Annotated in this window: 15 protein-coding genes; 1 reads left to right on the top strand and 14 read right to left on the bottom strand. The window is 65.4% G+C overall.

Going from position 1 to position 17,278, the window contains the following annotated elements; genetic code table 11:
* Nucleotides 1-591: 591 nt before the first annotated feature.
* The 5 genes from C0V75_RS05585 to C0V75_RS05565 form a co-directional block, all read right to left on the bottom strand.
* Entirely contained in the window at nt 592-1,182 is a 591-nt protein-coding gene (locus C0V75_RS05585) for a DUF1349 domain-containing protein (RefSeq protein WP_158241781.1), read from the bottom strand.
* Nucleotides 1,183-1,369: 187 nt separating this feature from the next.
* Nucleotides 1,370-2,134, bottom strand: a complete 765-nt coding sequence (locus C0V75_RS05580; RefSeq protein ID WP_101919953.1) for a phosphate/phosphite/phosphonate ABC transporter substrate-binding protein — start codon at nt 2,132-2,134, stop codon at nt 1,370-1,372.
* Nucleotides 2,131-3,126 (bottom strand): Ldh family oxidoreductase, encoded by a 996-nt coding sequence (locus C0V75_RS05575; RefSeq protein WP_101919952.1) that lies wholly within the window; start codon nt 3,124-3,126, stop codon nt 2,131-2,133. Before C0V75_RS05575 ends, C0V75_RS05580 begins: the two co-directional genes overlap by 4 nt.
* 8 nt (nt 3,127-3,134) lie before the next feature.
* Complete coding sequence (locus tag C0V75_RS05570; protein WP_158241780.1) at nt 3,135-4,316, bottom strand: mandelate racemase/muconate lactonizing enzyme family protein; 1,182 nt, start codon at nt 4,314-4,316, stop codon at nt 3,135-3,137.
* A gap of 76 nt (nt 4,317-4,392) precedes the next feature.
* The gene (locus tag C0V75_RS05565) at nt 4,393-6,009 is read right to left on the bottom strand and encodes an ABC transporter substrate-binding protein (protein WP_216821410.1); all 1,617 of its coding nucleotides are present in this window, start codon (nt 6,007-6,009) and stop codon (nt 4,393-4,395) included.
* A 187-nt stretch (nt 6,010-6,196) separates the two neighbouring features.
* On the opposite strand from C0V75_RS05565, the gene C0V75_RS05560 reads away from it, so the two are divergent.
* On the top strand, nt 6,197-7,078 hold the full coding sequence (locus C0V75_RS05560; RefSeq protein ID WP_158241779.1) for a LysR family transcriptional regulator: 882 nt from the start codon (nt 6,197-6,199) through the stop codon (nt 7,076-7,078).
* Nucleotides 7,079-7,154: 76 nt separating this feature from the next.
* On the opposite strand, the gene C0V75_RS05555 is transcribed toward C0V75_RS05560, so the two are convergent.
* The 9 genes from C0V75_RS05555 to C0V75_RS05515 all read right to left on the bottom strand — a co-directional run bounded on the left by C0V75_RS05555 (nt 7,155) and on the right by C0V75_RS05515 (nt 17,249).
* Nucleotides 7,155-7,916, bottom strand: coding sequence for a GntR family transcriptional regulator (locus C0V75_RS05555; RefSeq protein ID WP_101919948.1), 762 nt, complete (start codon nt 7,914-7,916; stop codon nt 7,155-7,157).
* Between the two features lie 120 nt (nt 7,917-8,036).
* Nucleotides 8,037-9,521 carry an aldehyde dehydrogenase gene (locus C0V75_RS05550; protein WP_101919947.1) on the bottom strand — a complete coding sequence of 495 codons (1,485 nt, stop codon included), beginning with the start codon at nt 9,519-9,521 and terminating at the stop codon, nt 8,037-8,039.
* A 25-nt stretch (nt 9,522-9,546) separates the two neighbouring features.
* Nucleotides 9,547-11,496: an acetoacetate--CoA ligase gene (locus C0V75_RS05545; RefSeq protein WP_101920705.1), complete on the bottom strand. Its 1,950-nt coding sequence runs from the start codon at nt 11,494-11,496 to the stop codon at nt 9,547-9,549.
* Between the two features lie 5 nt (nt 11,497-11,501).
* Nucleotides 11,502-12,482 carry a 3-keto-5-aminohexanoate cleavage protein gene (locus tag C0V75_RS05540; protein WP_101919946.1) on the bottom strand — a complete coding sequence of 327 codons (981 nt, stop codon included), beginning with the start codon at nt 12,480-12,482 and terminating at the stop codon, nt 11,502-11,504.
* Nucleotides 12,479-13,408 (bottom strand): 3-hydroxyacyl-CoA dehydrogenase NAD-binding domain-containing protein, encoded by a 930-nt coding sequence (locus C0V75_RS05535; protein ID WP_101919945.1) that lies wholly within the window; start codon nt 13,406-13,408, stop codon nt 12,479-12,481. The genes C0V75_RS05540 and C0V75_RS05535 overlap by 4 nt, the downstream gene beginning before the upstream one ends.
* Entirely contained in the window at nt 13,405-14,445 is a 1,041-nt protein-coding gene (locus C0V75_RS05530) for a branched-chain amino acid ABC transporter permease (RefSeq protein ID WP_101919944.1), read from the bottom strand. Before C0V75_RS05530 ends, C0V75_RS05535 begins: the two co-directional genes overlap by 4 nt.
* The gene (locus tag C0V75_RS05525; protein ID WP_101920704.1) at nt 14,445-15,347 is read right to left on the bottom strand and encodes a branched-chain amino acid ABC transporter permease; all 903 of its coding nucleotides are present in this window, start codon (nt 15,345-15,347) and stop codon (nt 14,445-14,447) included. Before C0V75_RS05525 ends, C0V75_RS05530 begins: the two co-directional genes overlap by 1 nt.
* A gap of 13 nt (nt 15,348-15,360) precedes the next feature.
* Nucleotides 15,361-16,077 carry an ABC transporter ATP-binding protein gene (locus tag C0V75_RS05520; RefSeq protein WP_101919943.1) on the bottom strand — a complete coding sequence of 239 codons (717 nt, stop codon included), beginning with the start codon at nt 16,075-16,077 and terminating at the stop codon, nt 15,361-15,363.
* Nucleotides 16,077-17,249: an ABC transporter substrate-binding protein gene (locus C0V75_RS05515; protein ID WP_158241778.1), complete on the bottom strand. Its 1,173-nt coding sequence runs from the start codon at nt 17,247-17,249 to the stop codon at nt 16,077-16,079. Before C0V75_RS05515 ends, C0V75_RS05520 begins: the two co-directional genes overlap by 1 nt.
* Nucleotides 17,250-17,278 lie beyond the last annotated feature (29 nt).

Below are 17,278 nucleotides of genomic sequence, written 5' to 3'. Positions count from 1 at the left end.
AAGCCGTGCGATCGTCCGAGGGCAGTCCGTTCGGGGTTTGGGGTGCATCCGGGCACGCGGGCGGCCACCCTGACATTCGGCATCGCCAGGACATGGCTGTTGATCCCACGGTCCTGTCCACGGCCCACGCGATCCGCCACCATGCGCAGACCCCGCATTCATGAACGCCGCCGAAGAGCCCGACTGCCACCAGATCGGTGCGCATCTTCTTCTCAGGGTCTGCTGTTCATGGCATGGCCCACCGGCATGGGTCTTCAAACAATGCTTCTCGGCAAATGGGTCAAGCATGATCGCCCGCTCCGTCGTCACGAAATGCGGCTCGATGACACTTGGCCATAGTCATGTCTTGGTGGCGATCCGCGGCAACTTTCATCCGAGATCGACAGCGCAAGCCCGCCCCTTGCGAAGCGTCGTGGTCCAGGGTCTTCATTCCGAAGGCCTCGGACCACCTTCCATTCTTCTCAGCGCTTTCTTTGGAAAGACGCGTTCGATCCCGAACCCACCGAGGCAGCATGATCCGCAACCGACCGTCCGCTCTGTGCCGGGCGCAGACATGGGTTCGTAGCCTGGAAAAGCGGCGTCACGCGCGCCTCAACTCCCATCCCGCAGATTGTCCGGGGCGCTTTCCGCCACGGCCGCATGATCGAACCGCACCCTGCAACCTGCGCCCGTGGGCGACTGCGCGACGATGTCCACGCAGGATACCTGTCCCGGCAAGGCAAAGAAGCGCAACAGGTCCCATCGTGCTCCGTCAAGTGAATGATGGAATGCACATGCCTTTCCCGTGAAGCATGCTCTCAGAAAAATGAACGGAGACGCGAAAGTCGGGCCATTGGCATCATCCGACGTGTCTTTCGTGACGATGCTCACGGCCATTTTCCGTCCATCCGGCGCCTGCTCGAAAGCCAGCTTGGCCCAGGCGCCAGTCCTGCTCCGAACCATCAGGGCACCCGCATCGAAGGCGGCGGCGAAATCGGGCGTGACGCGCATGGCAAGGGCCCAGGGACCGGACGGACAGGCAAATCGCAGACCCGGCAGACGGTCAATCACGGCGGCACCATCCGGCGGCACAAAGGCATCCGTCGACGCCGATGCCGAGATGAGGGTCACCGCACCGTCATGCACGATCCGCCCGTGGTCAGCCCCCACGACGGGCAAGGATGAAAGGTCAAACTGTCTCAAGGAACATCTCCGCTTCTGTAGGACACCCCGGTCGCACCCCCCCTCGCCTTGCCTGCCGCTCGCCCGGTGCTGTGCCACGCAAAAGCATTCCGGACGGACCTGGCGGTTGGAAAGGGACCGGAGCCTGGTTCGCCCCGTTGCTTGCGACTGCGATCCTCAGCCGCCAGCTGGACCAAGGGAGCATCTCTCACTTCTCAACCGCCGGATCGACGACAGCGACGTAGTGCTGCCGATCAATCGAGACCAGATCAATCATGGTCAGATCCTGTCGCATGACCCTCGGGAGCGCTCTCAACGCCCTGGCGAGGCAGGCACCGAGGATCGGCGCAAGTGAGGCATGGGCGGTAATGAACGGAAGTCCCGGGGTAGGAGATGTCCAATCCAGCACGCGCAGATTGCCCGTCCAGGGATCAAGGCGCGTCATGTGCCGCCATGAAACCGCATCAATCCCTGCAATATCCGCCTCCCCCTGCTCTACCATGCGCGCCGAGGCATGATGCGACCCGCTTAATTGCAAGGCCCCGAAGCGTAGGCCCGCCTCCTGTGCGGCCAGCAGAGGGGCGGCATAGCCGGATTGGGAATGACGGTCATTGCAGGCTATCGTTGCCCCGTGAAACTCGACCAGCCGCTGTCTTGGATCATCGCGGCGCACGACAAGGGCACTGCGGTAGTATCCGGGCGGACATTCCTCCAGCCCGAAGTCGGGCGTCCCCACCAGCGTCACCTGATCCTTCAGGAAATGCCGGTAGGGAAAGCCGCAGGTCTGGCTGAGAAGAAGGTCGGGGCGCTGCCAGAACGCAAGCAATCCCTCGTCCACCACCGTCAGCCTGTCCGGCACATCCTCCTCGCCCTCCGCGCGCAAACCGTCCCGCGTCCCCTCCCACAGCGCATCGAAGGCCGGTCGCAATTCCGGGCGATTATACATCGGGAAGGCTGCAACCCGGCCGGTCATCGCCGGCCCGCAAGACTGTTCAACCGGCCCATCAGCGCATCATCCACAGCGACACCCTCCACCTCGGCCCTTTGCCTGTGGCTGTGGCGCCGGTCTCCGGGGATGCGAACACCGGGTTGACTTGCCATCTCGGCAAGCAGCCCTTCGATCCGCGCGGCAAAGCCCGCCTGACCCGGATGAATGGCAATCAGCGTCTGGCCAAGACGGGGCGGCCCGCCGAGATCGTCACCCAGTGACGAAGCCTCATGCGAGAAATGCGCCCCCGTCAGACCCGCCGCCAGAACCTCGACCATCAGGGCAAGCGCGCTGCCCTTGTGACCGCCCGCCGGAGCGATGCTTCCTTGCAAGGCGGCCTCGGCATCCGTGGTGGGCTGCCCCTCGGCATCCAATGCCCAATGGGGCGGGATCAGCTCCCCCCGTGCAGCGGCCGTGGCGAGGTTCACATAGGCCGTGGCGGAAGAAGAGGAATCAAGGATCAGCGGCGCGCCGTTCCTTGGGGCCGCAAGCGACCAGGGATTGGTTCCGAAGAACGGCTTGCATCCGCCCCAGGGCGCCATGGTGGAAGAGGCATTCGCGAACATCAGCGCCACAAGGCCCTGGCGTGCCAGCCGGGCGGTGAAGTAGCCCAGCACCCCGCAGGCATAAGCATTTGAAATGCCGATGAGAGCGATCCCCTGCGACCGCGCGGCCGCCACCAGCGCGGCCTCGCCTGCCTCATAGGCAGGATGGGCAAAACCGTCACCCGCATCGACCATCACCATGCCGGGCGCGGTCTGCCGGACTGTCGGCAGCGCATGCCCTGCGATCTTGCCCACCTTCAGATGCCCGCAATACCAGGGCAGATAGCCCAGACCGATGCCGCGGGTTCCCTCCGCCTCGGCATCGCGGATCGACCGGGCCACCGCCCCCGCCTGAAGCGGCGACCCGCCGCTGGCCGTCAGGCAGTCAAGGGCAAGGGTCTCGACCTCATCAAGCGAAAGTCTGTGCGCCATATCCTGCCTCATCGCTTCCGGAAGGTGCTGCCATAGGCCGAACCGGGCGGGGCTGAGGCCCCGGCCGGAAACCGGCCTTCCGCCAGATACCTTTCGTGGCAACGCTTCAGCGCCTTTCGGTCCAGCGTCACACCCAGGCCGGGGCCCTCGGGCAGGCGCAACACACCTGATTTCGGCACGAAAGGGCCGCCCTCGATCACGTCATCCGCATACCAGCGCAGCAAGGTCTGGCTTGCCCCGCGGATATGGTCGAGGGCTGCCGAAAGATGCAGATAGGCCGCCGAGCCCACGCCGGTTTCCCCCGAATGGAAACGGAACGCCACCCCCATCGCTGCACAGGCCGCCACGAAGTCCAGCGTGCCGCGAATGCCGCCCAGTTCGTTGATATTGGTCACGATGGCATCAGGGCAGCCAAGCCGCACAGCCTTTGGCAGATCGACGAGATGGGTGGAGAAGGAACAGGCGAAATGCTGCCGCAGGGCGAACATCTCTTCATAGCTTTCGCAAGGCTCTTCGAACCAGGCGATATCAAACGGCATCAGGGCGCGCAGTGCCTGCCTTGCGGTGGGCAAGGTCCAGATACCATTGGCATCCAGTTGCAAGGGCCGCGCGCCGATGGCAGCGCGCACCTCGGCCACCATCCTCACCTCTTCCGCAAGGTCCACCGTGCCGACCTTGCCCTCAAAGATCAGGGCATCGTGCTCTTCAACCATCCGTGCGCAATAGCGCGCTACCGCGCCGGGGCTGTCCTCCCCCGCTTCGTCCCGACCGGGCAACCGATAGCTGAAATACTCCGTCAGCGGTATTTCATCCCGCACCGCGCCGCCCAGGAGGGCATAAAGCGGCACGCCCTCGCTGCGCGCCCGCGCATCCCACATCGCCATCTCGATCCCGGCAAAGACGCGGCGATGCGCCGTCACATTGTCCCAGGGCGTATAGGCCATGCCCTGCATGCAGGACCTTGCCAAAGGCCCGATGTCGCGCAGATCGCGTCCGATCAGGCGTTGCGCCATCCGGCCCACATCCGCCGCCCGGTCCCCGTCGGCACATTCGCCCAGACCGGTGACGCCGTCCTCGGTCATCAGTTCGATCACAGTCTTGGTCAGCGACCCGGTCGAGCCATAGCTGAAGCGGTAGGGCGCGCGCAGCGGGATGTTCACCGGCGTCGCGCGGATTTCTCTTATCTTCATCTCGTTGTCCCGGTGGGCCGGAAGACCCGGCGCCAAGCGCCCCCCGCAGCATCCATGCCGCAGGGGGCGATGCCGTTCAGCGGTCCAGCCAGACCGCCTCCAGATGCATTTCGCGCAGGGGATGGCGCTTGTATCCCTGCACCGCCTCAACCCGGTGCATGATAAGCTCATTCCAGTAGGGCTGGATGATCACCCCGCTGTCCTGAAGCATCTTCTGCATCTCGGCCATCAACGGGCGGCGCTTGTCCGGATCGAAGATACCCAGAGCCTGCTCCAGCTTGGCGTCGAATTCCGGGTTGGAATGGGCGCTTTCGTTCCATGCCTCACCGCTGCGATAGGCCAGCGCGTAGATCTGCACACCCAAGGGCCGCGCGCCCCAGGAAGTGGTCGAGAAGGGATATTTCGTCCAGCCATCCCAGAAGGTCGCGCCCGGCAGGACGGTGCGCTTCACCTTGATGCCTGCATCCCGCAACTGCCCGGCGATGGCATCCGATGTAGTGGCCAACCAGCCTTCGTCGATGGAAATCAACTCGATCTCCGTCTCTGCGTGACCAGCCTCGGTCAGCATCGCCAGGGCCTTTGCCGGGTCGGGGGCGATCTTCGGGATTTCGGCATATTCCGGATGAACGGGCGCGACATGGTGGTTCTCGGCCACCGAGCCAAGGCCCGCCACCCCCAGTTCCAGTACCACGGCATTGTCGACGGCAAGCTGCATCGCCTGACGCACCTTCTGGTCCGTGAAGGGGGCAACCTGCGTGTTCATCCGCGCCACCATCGTTGTCGCCGTGACCGCAGATTCCCGCACGAGCCCCGCCGCATCATTCGCGTCGGCGAAATCCGGGCTTGTCTCGTCATTCATGTCGATCTCACCCGCCGAGAAGGCGGCAAGGAAGGCCGACTCGTCGGTTCCCATGTCGATGAACTCGATCCCGTCCAGATAGGCCTCGCCCCCCCACCAGGCCCCCGCTTCGCGCCGCTTGACGACAGCCCGCACCCCGACCTCGAAGGAAACCAGCTCGAACGCCCCCGTTCCGATCGGGGCCGTCGCCAGATCGCCGCCATCCGGGAAGGACGGATGCACGCAAAGCGCCGGGTAATCGCCAAAGCTGGGGATCAGGGTGATGTCAGGATTGCGCAAGTTCAACTGAACCGTGAAATCATCGACCTTGACCACCGCATCCTCGGCCGCCGTCAATTCCTCGCCATTGCGCAAGGCAACAAGCCGCGCGGCCATCGAATTGCCCTCGACCGTCGCATCGGCCATCCGGCGGATGTTGAAGATCACATCATCGGCGGTGAAGGCGTCGCCATTCGTCCAGGTCGCGTTCTGACGGACCTTCAGCGTATAGGTGCGCGCGTCGTCGGAGACTTCCCAGCTTTCCAGAAGCGACGGGGTGAAACTCCCATCCGGCTGCCACCGCACGAGCGGTTCGCAGAACTGGCGGGCGACATTGGCCTTCTGCGGCCAGTCATAGACCCGCGGGTCATTGATCGCCAGCACCTGCTGACCCACCCGCAGGACACCGCCCCGCTTGGGGGTCTGCGCCAGCGCCGGGCCCGGCAAAGAGGAAAGGCCGACCGCCGCCCCAAGACCGAGGACGCTTGAAAGGGCAAGAAATTCACGCCGGTCGATCCGGCCTTCCTTGGCGGATCTGGTGAGGCTATCGAAAAGCCTTTTCCGGGTCTCAGTCATGGTCTGGTTCATGGCAGGGTTTCCTTGGCTGGCTTTGGTTCGGGAGGAGCAAGAGGAGGAGAGGCCGCGCATTGATTTTGCCCGATGCGCCAAGATTGGAATGCCAGAAGCCTTGCGCCAATTGACAAGTTCGCCGCCTGACTTTTACCTGAGGTAAAAGGGCAAGGTGATGCGCAACGCACCAGCAATGACCGGTCTGCGCGCGCTGGAGGCGGTTCTCCGCACCGGCTCGCTTTCTGCGGCCGCCCGCGAACTCTGCGTCACACCGGCGGCCATCAGCCACCGGCTCCGCGACCTCGAAGCCCGCTGCGGTGCGCCGCTGGTCTACAGGTCCGGCAATCGCTTCGAGGCAACAGAAACCGGGCGCGCCATCAGCGCCGCCCTCGGAGATGCCTTCCAGCGGATCCGTCTGGCCGACGAATTGCTTCAGGATGGGCATTCGGGCGAATTGCGGATCACGGCCTCATATTCCTTCGCCGTCCTGTGGTTGATGCCGCGGATTCCCATGCTGGAAAGGGTGTTTCCCGAAACCGACCTGGTGATCAACCCGACCCATGACCCGCTTGGCCTCGCGCCGGCCGATGTGACCATCGTCCACGCCGCCCATCGCCCCGAGGGTCCGGGCTGGTCGCTGCTGTTCAATGACCGCTGCGCCGCCGTCGCCAGGCCGGAGCACCCGTTCTTCACTTCGGCAGAAACTGACATGCAGAAGGTCCTCGACAGCCGATTGCTGCATATCTCCCATCATCAAGGCCGCGACTGGGGCGAGTACAGTTGGCGCGACTGGGCCGCGCAACTCGGCCTGAACTGGTCTGAGACCAAGAAGAAGGGGCCATCCGTCTCGGCCGAGCATCTTGCGGCCGAAATGCTTCCGACATCCGATCTCTTCGCGCTGATCAGCGTGGTCAATGCGTCGGATCTGCTGGCCGCCAACCGGCTCAGGGTTGTCGCCGGAAGCGAGGTCGCAACAGGGTGCAGCTACTGGATTGGCAGTCGTTACGCCACAGGACCGCGGGCAACCCGGGCAAAAAGGTTCATTGATCGGATGATCGAAAGCCTCAAGGCCTGAACGCCCGACACGGCTGCCGGGTGGGGTAGCCCCCCTGAAACGGCTGTTGCCCGCTTCAGGCAAAGGTCGGCGTCGGTCAGGCCGGCAACTGCGGCACGATGGCACCAAAGGCGGCGTTCAGGTCATAGCGCAGGGCAAGTTCGGCCCCCTCCTCGTCGCGCCGTTCAAGGGCCGCGATGATGCCTTCGTGCAGATCAGGCATCGCCACCGCCCCGCTGCCGCCGAAATAGCGGTGCAGCATCGGGCCGACGCGCAGCCAGAACCGCTCGATCAACTCGACCAGGGTCGTGGACCCGCAGTGGCGGTAGATCTCGAAGTGGAAGCGAAAGTTCTGCGCAAGGGCGGCGCGGACGGCCTCCAGCATTTCGGCGCGCGGCAGCCCGGCTTCCACGCCGCAGGCCCGGTTGATCTGCTTCAGCCGGGCGATGTCTTCATCGCCCAGGTTCCGCACGGCCCGGCGGATCGCCATCACCTCCAGCGTGAGGCGGATATCCAGTATCTCGCGGAATTCATCCTTGCCGGGTTCGGCGACGTAAAAGGCGCTGCGGTTGCGGCTTTGCAGGGCATGGTCCGCCTCAAGCCGTTTCAGCGCAACCATGATCGGCGTCTGGCTGACACCCAGTTGTTCTGACAGGGAGCGCGAGGTCAGCATCTGGCCGGGCAGCATCTTGCCCGACATCAGCGCATAGCGCAGCGAGTCATAGACCCGCCGTTCGATCGGATCGTCGCTGTCGTCGAGATGCAGGTCGGGCGCAGCGGTCTGCCGCCTGCCTTGCGTCTGACGGGCGAGGATCGTGACCTCGGCGTCCTTCTCACGGATCGGATTTGGCGTATTCATGGCCTGTGTCGTTCTCTTTCCTGGGGCAGCCGGGGCCTGCAACCGCAAGACGATGCCCGATCAGTCTGTTGCATGAGCCGGGCGGGCGCAAGCTGATGCGTCCGCCCGCCGTCCCGACGCTTAGAACTTGATCCAGACGGTCTTGAGATTGGTATACTTGTCAAAGGCATGAAGCGACTGGTCGCGTCCGATGCCCGATTGCTTGAACCCGCCGAAAGGCACGATGTTCCCCGCCGCATCCATGCAGTTCACCGACAGGGTGCCGACATGAATGCTGTCCGACAGCCGCATCACGCGCTTGAGGTTGTTCGACCAGACCGAGGCCGCCAGCCCATAGATCGACGAATTGGCGATGCGCACGGCCTCTTCCTCGGTCTTGAAGGTCATCACCGACAGGACGGGGCCAAAGATTTCCTCTTGCGCGATGGTCATGTCGTTCGACACCCCGTCAAAGATTGTGGGCGTGACGAAGTTGGACGATCCGCCGATGGTCTTCTGTTCACCGCCCGCCACCAGCCGGGCCGAGGCCTTGCCCTTTTCGATATAGGACAGGATGCGGTCGGTCTGGCGCGCCTCCACGATGGCTCCCATCGGCGTGGCGGGGTTCAGCGGATCGCCCGGCTGCCAGTTCTGCGCGCGGGCCTTGAGCAGATCGACAAAGCGGTCCTTGATGCTCTCCTCCACCAGAAGGCGCGAGTTGGCGGTGCAGACCTCGCCTTGATCATACCAGATGCCAAAGGCAGCAGCATCGGCGGCGGCCTCAAGGTCGTCGCAATCGGCAAAGATCAGGTTGGGGCTCTTGCCGCCACATTCCAGCCAGGCAGGCTTCATGTTGCTTTCGGCCGAGTATTTCAGGAAATACTTGCCCACCTCGGTCGATCCGGTGAAGGCAAGGCAATCCACATCCATATGTCGGCCCAGCGCCTGCCCCACCGTCTCGCCATAGCCCGGCAGCACGTTCAGCACACCCTCCGGCAGCCCCGCCTCGGCGGCCAGTTCGGCCAGGCGCAGCGCGGTCAGGGGCGATTGTTCGGCCGGCTTCAGCACCACCGAATTGCCCGCGGCCAGCGCGGGCGCGATCTTCCAGCAGGCCATCATCAGCGGATAGTTCCACGGCACCACGCAGGCCACCACGCCCAGCGCATCGCGCTTGATCAGGGCCAGATTGCCGGGTCCGGCGGGGGCGATCTCGTCATAGACCTTGTCGATGGCCTCGGCGAACCACTGGATCGTGTCCGCCGACAGCGGGATATCGGCCGTCAGCGCGTTGGTGATCGGTTTGCCGGTATCCAGCGACTCCATCAGCGCGAGGTCTTCAAGATTGGCGCGGATCAGGTCCGCAAGGCGCAAGAGCACGGCCTTCCGCTCACCCGGCGCGCAGCGTGACCACACGCCACTGTCGAAGGCGCGGCGCGCGGCAGCCACGGCACGGTTCGCATCCTCGACATCGCATTCGGCGACGGCGGCAAGGCGGGCATTGGTGGCGGGGTTGACGCTGTCGAAGGTCTTGCCAGACGCCGCATCCACCAGCTTGCCGCCGATGAAGGCCTTGGTCTGAAAGGTCAATCCCTTGGCGCGGTCATGCCAGGTCAGGTGCTTGTTCATGTCTGTCTCCCGTGTTGGCTTTGGGTCAGGTCTGCAAGGCGGAAAGGTCGCGGAAATGGGTCAGGCTTTCTGGATTGGCCAGCGCATCGGCATTGCCGGCGCTGCGGCCATTCACGACCCTTGCGATTGCGGTTTCGCTGATCTTGCCCGATACGGTGCGCGGCAGATCCGGCACGGCCAGGATGCGGGCGGGCACATGCCGGGGGCTGGCCTCGCGGCGCAGGGTGGCGCGGATGCGCGCCTCAAGCTCGGGCGTCAGGGCCTGCCCCGCTGCAAGCCGCAGGAACAGCACGATCCGGCTGTCGCCCTGCCAGTCCTGCCCGATGCAGGCCGCTTCGCTGATCTCCGGGATGCCTGCCAGCGGGCCATAGATTTCCGCCGTCCCGATCCGCACGCCGGCGGGGTTCAGCGTGGTGTCGGACCGGCCATGGATCACGATGCCGCCGGTCGGGGTGACCTCGGCGTCATCCCCGTGATGCCAGAGACCGGGAAACCGCGCGAAATAGCTGGCATGGTAGCGCGCGCCATCCGGGTCATTCCAGAATCCCAGCGGCATCGACGGAAAGGGCTGGCGGCAGACCAGATCACCGCGCCGGGCGGGCTGGCCCGCGGCATCGACGACATCGACCGCCATGCCAAGGCCGGGGGCCTGGATCTCTCCGGCATGAACCGGATCGGTCGGCACCCCAAGGACAAAGCACGACAGGATATCCGTCCCGCCCGAGATCGAGGCGAGATGGACATCCGCCTTCACCGCCTGATGCACATGGCGGAACCCTTCCGCCGACAGGGGCGACCCGGTCGAGGTGATGCAGCGCAAAGCCGACAGGTCATGCGTGTCGATGGGTCGCGCGCCCGACCGCCGCAGCGCATCCAGCCAGCCCGCCGAAGTGCCGAAATGGGTGGCCCCCTCGTCTTCCGCATAGTCCAAGAGCGAGGTCGCCTGCGGATACATCGCCGCCCCGTCGAACAGCAAAAGCGTCGCCCCGCTGGCCAGCGCCGAGACATGCCAGTTCCACATCATCCAGCTTATGGTGGAATACTGGAACACCCGGTCACCCGGTCCGATATCGCAATGCAGGCGGTGTTCCTTGAGGTGTTGCAGCAGCACCCCGCCCGCCCGATGGATGATCGCCTTGGGCTTGCCCGTGGTGCCGGAGGAGAACATCACGCAGAGCGGATGATCGAAAGGCAGGCGCGGGAAATCGGGCACCGGGGCCCCTGCCCCGACCAGCGCGTCCTCCATGGGCAGCGCATCCGCGATGGCAGGCCCGCCGCCCACCTGCACCACCCGCGTCAGGCCGGGAAGGCCCTCTGTCACCGCGCGCGCCTTGTCGGTCAGGTCAAAGCGCTTGCCGCCGTGGTGGTACTGGCCCGCCACGAACAGGATCTTCGGCGCGACCTGGCCAAACCGGTCCAGCACGGCCGGCGCGCCGAATTCGGGCGCGCAGCCGACCCAGACCGCCCCCGTCGCCGCACAGGCCAGCATCAGGGCCACCGCCTCGGGCGTGTTGGGCAGAAGGGCCGCAACGCGGTCACCGGGCACCACCCCTTCGGCCCGCAGGAAGCGCTGCAACCGGGCAACCATGGCACGCAGATCGCCCCGCGTCAGGCGGCGTTCCTCACCCGCCTCGGACCGCCAGACGATGACCTCGTCCCCGTCCGGCCCCCGCAGGCAGGCTTCAGCAAAACTGAGCCGCGCCTCGGGAAAGAACCGCGCCGCGGTCAGGGTCGCATCGGGGACGAATACGGGGCCAGGCCTGTCACCGGGCAGATCGGCAAAGTCCCACATCAAGCCCCAGAACCCGGCCAGATCGGTGACTGACCAGCGGTGCAAGTCGGCGTAACGCGACAGGTCACGCCCCGCGACGGCCCCCGCGCGGGCAGCGAACCGCGCCAGCGCCGTCCCCGCCGCCCGCGCCGGGGCGGGCGACCAGAGCGGGCCATCGGTACCGGCGGCAAGGGTCGGGGCCATGACGGTCATCCGTTCAGCGCCGTATCCGCCGCGCCCTTCAGGTCCAGAAGCGCGCGGGTCTCTGCGGGGGTGGCGACCTCCAGAGACAGTTCGCTCAGGATGGTGCGGATGCGGGCCACCTGGGCTGCATTGCTCTCCGCCAACTGCCCCTTGCCCAGATACAGGCTGTCCTCCAGCCCGACGCGCACGTTGCCACCCATGATGGCACCCATGGTGCACAGGCCCATCTGGTGCCGCCCGGCAGCGAGGATCGACCATTGATAGGCATCGCCGAACAGCCGGTCCGCCGTTTCGCGCATATGCATCAAGTGCTGCGGATCGGCCCCGATACCACCCAGAATGCCAAAGATGGTCTGGATGAACAGCGGTGCCTTCACCAGACCCCGGTCCAGGAAATGCGCCAGCGTATAGAGGTGGCCGACGTCATAGCATTCGAACTCGAACCGGGTGCCGCAATCTTCGCCCAGATGCTTCAGAATGTATTCGATGTCCTTGAACGTGTTGCGGAAAATGAAATCGCGCGAGTTCTCAAGGTAATCGGGTTCCCAATTGTGCTTCCAGGTCGGATAGCGGTCCTTCAGCGGGAAAAGCCCAAAGTTCATCGACCCCATGTTCAGCGAACACATCTCTGGCCGGAAGGCCAGCGGCGCGGCCAGCCGGTCCTGCACCGTCATGTTGTGCCCGCCGCCGGTGGTGATGTTGATCACGGCATCGGTCGCGTCATGGATCTGCGGCAGGAAGGCGCGGAACACCTCTGGGTCGGGGGTCGGCCGACCGTCAAGCGGATCGCGGGCATGCAGATGCAGGATGGACGCCCCCGCCTTTGCCGCCGCAATCGCGCTGGTGGCGATCTCATCCGGCGTGATCGGCAGATGGGGCGACATCGTGGGGGTGTGGATCGACCCCGTCACCGCGCAGGTGATGATCACCTTGCGGCCCACCGGTCGCGCGCGGGTCGGGCTGACCGTCTGGTCGATGCGGGTCATTGCGGGGATCCTTTCGGGAAGGTGGGAATGGGGGTGTCCTTCAACTGGCGCAGCCGCAGCACCTGCGCATCGCGCCAGGCCTGGCGGGCGGCATGCGCCCCCATCGGCAGGGTTGCGCGGCGGCTGGCGGCAACCTCTGCGGGCGCATCGCCAGCCCATGGGTCGGGCACGCGGGCGGCCATGTCCTGACGCAGCGCCGCGAACATGCCACCGAAGACCTGCGCATATTGGCCAAAGCCGCCCGCCGCGTTCAGGTCCATCGTCTCGAACGGGCCGATGAAGGCCCAGCGCAGCCCAAGACCCGACCGCACGGCGATGTCGATATCCTCGGGATCGGCCACGCCCTGTTCCACCAGCGCCAGCGCCTCGTTCACCAGCGCCGCCTGCAAGCGGTTGACGACAAAGCCCGGCAGCACCCGCTTCAACACCAGAGGGTCCTGCCCCGCCGCCTGCATCAGTGACCGGGTTTCCGCCAGCGCCTCTCCCGCCGTCCAGCGCGAGGCGGCAAGTTCGACAGCAGGCAGAAGATGCGGCGGATTGGTCGGATGGGCCACCAGCGCGCGGTCGCGGAAGGCGCACCCCTCGAACAAGACGTCGGGCACCAGCGCCGAGGTCGAGCTTGCTACCACCGCGCCGGGCGCAAGGTGGGGCGCAATGGCGGCATAGATCGCCTGCTTCACCTCCAGCCGTTCGGGGCCGTTCTCCTGCACATGCACCGCCCCGGCCAGCGCCGCCGCCAGATCGTCGGTCAGCACCACCGATCCGGGCTGCTCACCCTGCGCCCGCAGCCAGTGGTCGGCCCGATCCAGCGCGGCAGCATCGGTGTCATAAAGCGCCACCGGATGGCCCGCCCGGGCAAAGAGATGCGCCCAGCTTCGCCCGATCAGCCCCGCGCCGATCAGCGCGATCTTCGGCTTCGCGCTCATGCCTCACCGCCCTTCGAAGGGGCCTTGCGGCGGCGGAACAGCGTCTCGAACTCGATGTCGCCAAGGATGCCGTCGCGCCGCCAGATCATCGTGGCCACGATCACCGCGCCCAGGAAGAACCCGGTCAGGCCGAACATCTCGGGCAGGTCCACGCCCAGCACCACCGGGCCGCTTTCCAGCGTCCGCGCAATCTCGTTGCCCACGGAAATCGCCAGCACCCCAAGGATCGTCCCCGAGACGGACCGCATCCCACCCAGGATGATCATCGCCATCACAAGGAAGGTCTGCGAGAAGTAAAAGCTGTTCGGCCCGATGGCGCCCAGATAGGTGGCGTGCAGCACGCCCGCCGCCCCCACGATCAGCGCCGAGATCACCCAGGCAATGTGACGCAGCCGCCCGATATGCACGCCCATGGCGCGGGCGGCCAGCGTATCCTCGCTTGAGGCGCGCAGTTGCAAGCCAAGGTCGCTGTCGCGGAACAGCCGCGCCACCACGACCGACACGCAGGCCACCGCCGCCGCAAAGCCAAGGCCCGAAGTGACGGGGATGCCATAAAGCGACCGCTGGCCCCGCGTCAGATCAATCCACGCGGTGAAGACCACATAGGCGATGACCAGCAGCGCCAGCGTGAAAATCTCAGCCGCCGCCCCCGACAGGCGCGAGACGAGGAAACCCGACAGGAAGGCCAGCACCAGCACCAGCGCAAAGGCGATGAGAGCGGCGACCAGCGGCGACAGTTCCACCCCGGCCAGACCGAAGGGCGCATCGGGGATCATCGTCGCCTTCAACGCGACCGGGATCGTCAGGATGGCAACGGCATAGCTTGCCACCCCCATGAACCCCAGATGGCCAAAGCTGACCACGCCGGAATTGCCCATGAACACCTGCAAGCCCAGCGCCAGCACCAGGTTCATGAAGAAGGCATAGGCCAGCCGCACCTGGAACGGCTCGGCAAAGGTCTGGATCAGGGCCGCCAGCGCCAGAAGGCACAGCACCGGCAGCGCCGAAACGGCAAGGGTTCGTCCAAGATGCCGCATCATGCTTCCTTGTCCCCCAGTTCGACGCGCTTGCCCAAAAGGCCCTGCGGATAAAGCACCAGCACCAACCCCACGACCGAGAAGGCGATGGCATCGCGATAGGCCGCGGCATCGGCGGGCAGGACGACCTGCAAGAAGACCTCGAACATCCCCAGCAAAAGCCCGCCCAGCACGGCCCCCGGCAAGGACCCAAGGCCCCCGATCACGCAGGCCACAAAGGCCTTCAGCACCGGAACAAACCCCATGAAGGGATCCACAGCCCCCCGGCGGCTGAAGATGAAGACAGCGGCGATCCCGGCCAGAAGGCCCGAAATCAGGAAGGCCACCTGAATGACCCGGTTCGCCCGCACCCCCATCAGCCGCACCGTGGTGAAATCCCGCGCCGCCGCCCGCATCGCCAGCCCGATGGTCGTGGACCGCAACAGGACAACCAGCGCAAGGATCGCCACCGCCGTCGTCAGCGTCTCGACCACCTGCAAGACAGGAAAGCGCAGGCCGCCGATCGTGACGATCTCGGCCAGAAAGGCCGGGGTCTGCACGGCGCGGGGCCGGGTCGCGACGAAGATGACAAAGACATTCTGGATGATGATCGACACGCCGAAGGCCGTCAGCATCCCCGTGTTCAGCGAGGCATTGCGGATCGACCGGAAGGCCACGCGTTCAAGCGCGGCGGCCGCCAGCGTGGAACACAGGACCGCAAGCGCGATCAGCAGCCAAGGATTCTGCACCCAGACGGCGGCCGAGAAGAACAGCGCATAGCCGGATACCGTGATCAGCTCGCCATGGGCGAAGTTCACCAGATTGACGATGGAATAGACGATGGCCAGCCCCAGCGCCAACAGCGCATATTCGCTGCCCACGGCCAGCGCGTTGACCATCTGTTGCAGGATGTATTCGGTCATGCTTGCGTTCCTTTCAGCCGTGCGCCGCGGCGCCCAGATAGGCATCCGTCACGTCCTGCGACCCGATCAGGTCGGCCGCCTTGCCGCCATGCACGATCCGGCCATTGGCCATCACATAGGCCCGGTCCGAGATCATCAGCGCCTCCGTCGCGTTCTGTTCGACCAGAAGGATGGTCATCCCGTCCTGCTTCAGCGTCACCAGAAGCTCGAAGATCTGCTCGACGATCCGCGGCGCGAGGCCGAGGGAAGGTTCATCCAGCATCAGAAGCCGCGGGCGGCACATCAGGGCGCGGGCGATGGCCAGCATCTGCTGTTCACCCCCCGACAGCGTCTTCGCCTCGGTCCCGGCGCGGTCGCGCAGGATGGGGAACATCCCGAAAAAGCGGTCGATATCGGCCTCGACCCCGGCGCGGTCGCGGCGGGTGGCCGCGCCGAGGATCAGGTTTTCCCGCACCGTCAGGTCGGCAAAGACGCGACGGCCTTCCGGGCACAGGGTGAGGCCGACGCCCACCACCGCTTCGGCCGGCAGGCGCGTGATGTCGCGCCCTTCGAACCGGATCGTCCCGCCCGCCACCGGGATGATCCCGACCGCCGCCGAAACAAGCGTGGTCTTGCCCGCCCCGTTCGCGCCGAGAAGCGAGACGATCTCTCCCTTCCCGACGGTCAGGGAGGCACCGCGCACGGCCTGTGTCGCGCCGTAGCGGACCTGGATGTCGGCCAGTTCCAGCATCACGGTGCGGGGATGTAGTCGGGGACGAACTTCGCCACTGGGACAAAGGCACCGTCCTGGATCTGCACGATGGTCAGCTCTTTCGACGGAACGCCGGCCCTGCCCTTGTAGGAGATAGAGCCCGAGGTTATGCCCTTGAAATTCTCGGTCTCGGCCAGCGCCGCATTGATCGCCGCCGGATCAGCCGAGCCCGCGCGTTCGATTGCGCCCTTCAGCAACAGCACCGTCTCGCCCGCCAGCCCAAAGAAGATGTTCTGCACCGTGTAACCCCGCGCGGTGCAATCGTCGTAGAACGCCTTCAGGTCAGACCCTTCCGACGGAAAGCCATGCGTCGCGAAGGTGATGGTGTCGGCCGCGTCCCCTGCAATGGGCAGAAGGTTCGGGTCATCGAACCCGTCGGTGCCAAAGAACTTCACGTCCATCCCCGCCGAGGCGAACTGGCGCGGCATGACGCCCGCTTCGGGGCTGATGAAACCGCCGACAATCAGCTCGGGCTTGGGGTCCATCGCGGCCACCTCGGCCACCTGGGCGCTGTAGTCGGACAGGCCGATGTTGTAATTGACCCGGCCCACGACGGTGCCACCGTGATGTTCAAAGGCATCCGCCCAGTATTCCGGCAGCGCGATGCCATAGGACCCGAAATCGCGGCTGATCATCAGCGCCACGGTCTTGTGCCCCTGTTCGGCGGCGTATTGCGCCGAAGCCGCAGCCGAAAGGTTGTCGCCGAAGGCAGTAAGATAGGAATTCGTAGGCGAAGCCATCGGGAACTGCACCTGGGTCGAACCCACGGTCATCACCGCCATGTTCAGAGGCAGGGCAAGCGCGGCAATCGGGATCGCAGTGTCGTCGCTGGGCGGCGCGATGATCGCCGACACACCCATGTCGATCAGCTCTTGCCCGACGACCGACGACAGGACCGCATCGCTTTTCATATCACGCGCTTCCAGCGCAAGCGGACGGCCCAGCACGCCGCCCGCCTCGTTCAGCCGGTCGATCATGCAGCGCGCGCCGTCAACACTGTCATAGGTGGCAAGGGGACCGGTCATCGCGGCGGCATAGCCGATCACGATCGGATCGCCCTCTTGCGCCAGCACCGGGACGGCGGTTCCCGACAGCAAGGCGGCAAGCAGGGTGGTTCGGCAGGCAAGGGTTCTGGCAAGCGCAGCAGACATCGGAGAAACCTTTCTGTTGGAAGTTCGGG

It is taken from the genome of Tabrizicola sp. TH137 (assembly GCF_002855575.1).
Lineage (GTDB): Bacteria > Pseudomonadota > Alphaproteobacteria > Rhodobacterales > Rhodobacteraceae > Paragemmobacter.
This window is presented reverse-complemented; position numbering and strand designations above follow the sequence as displayed.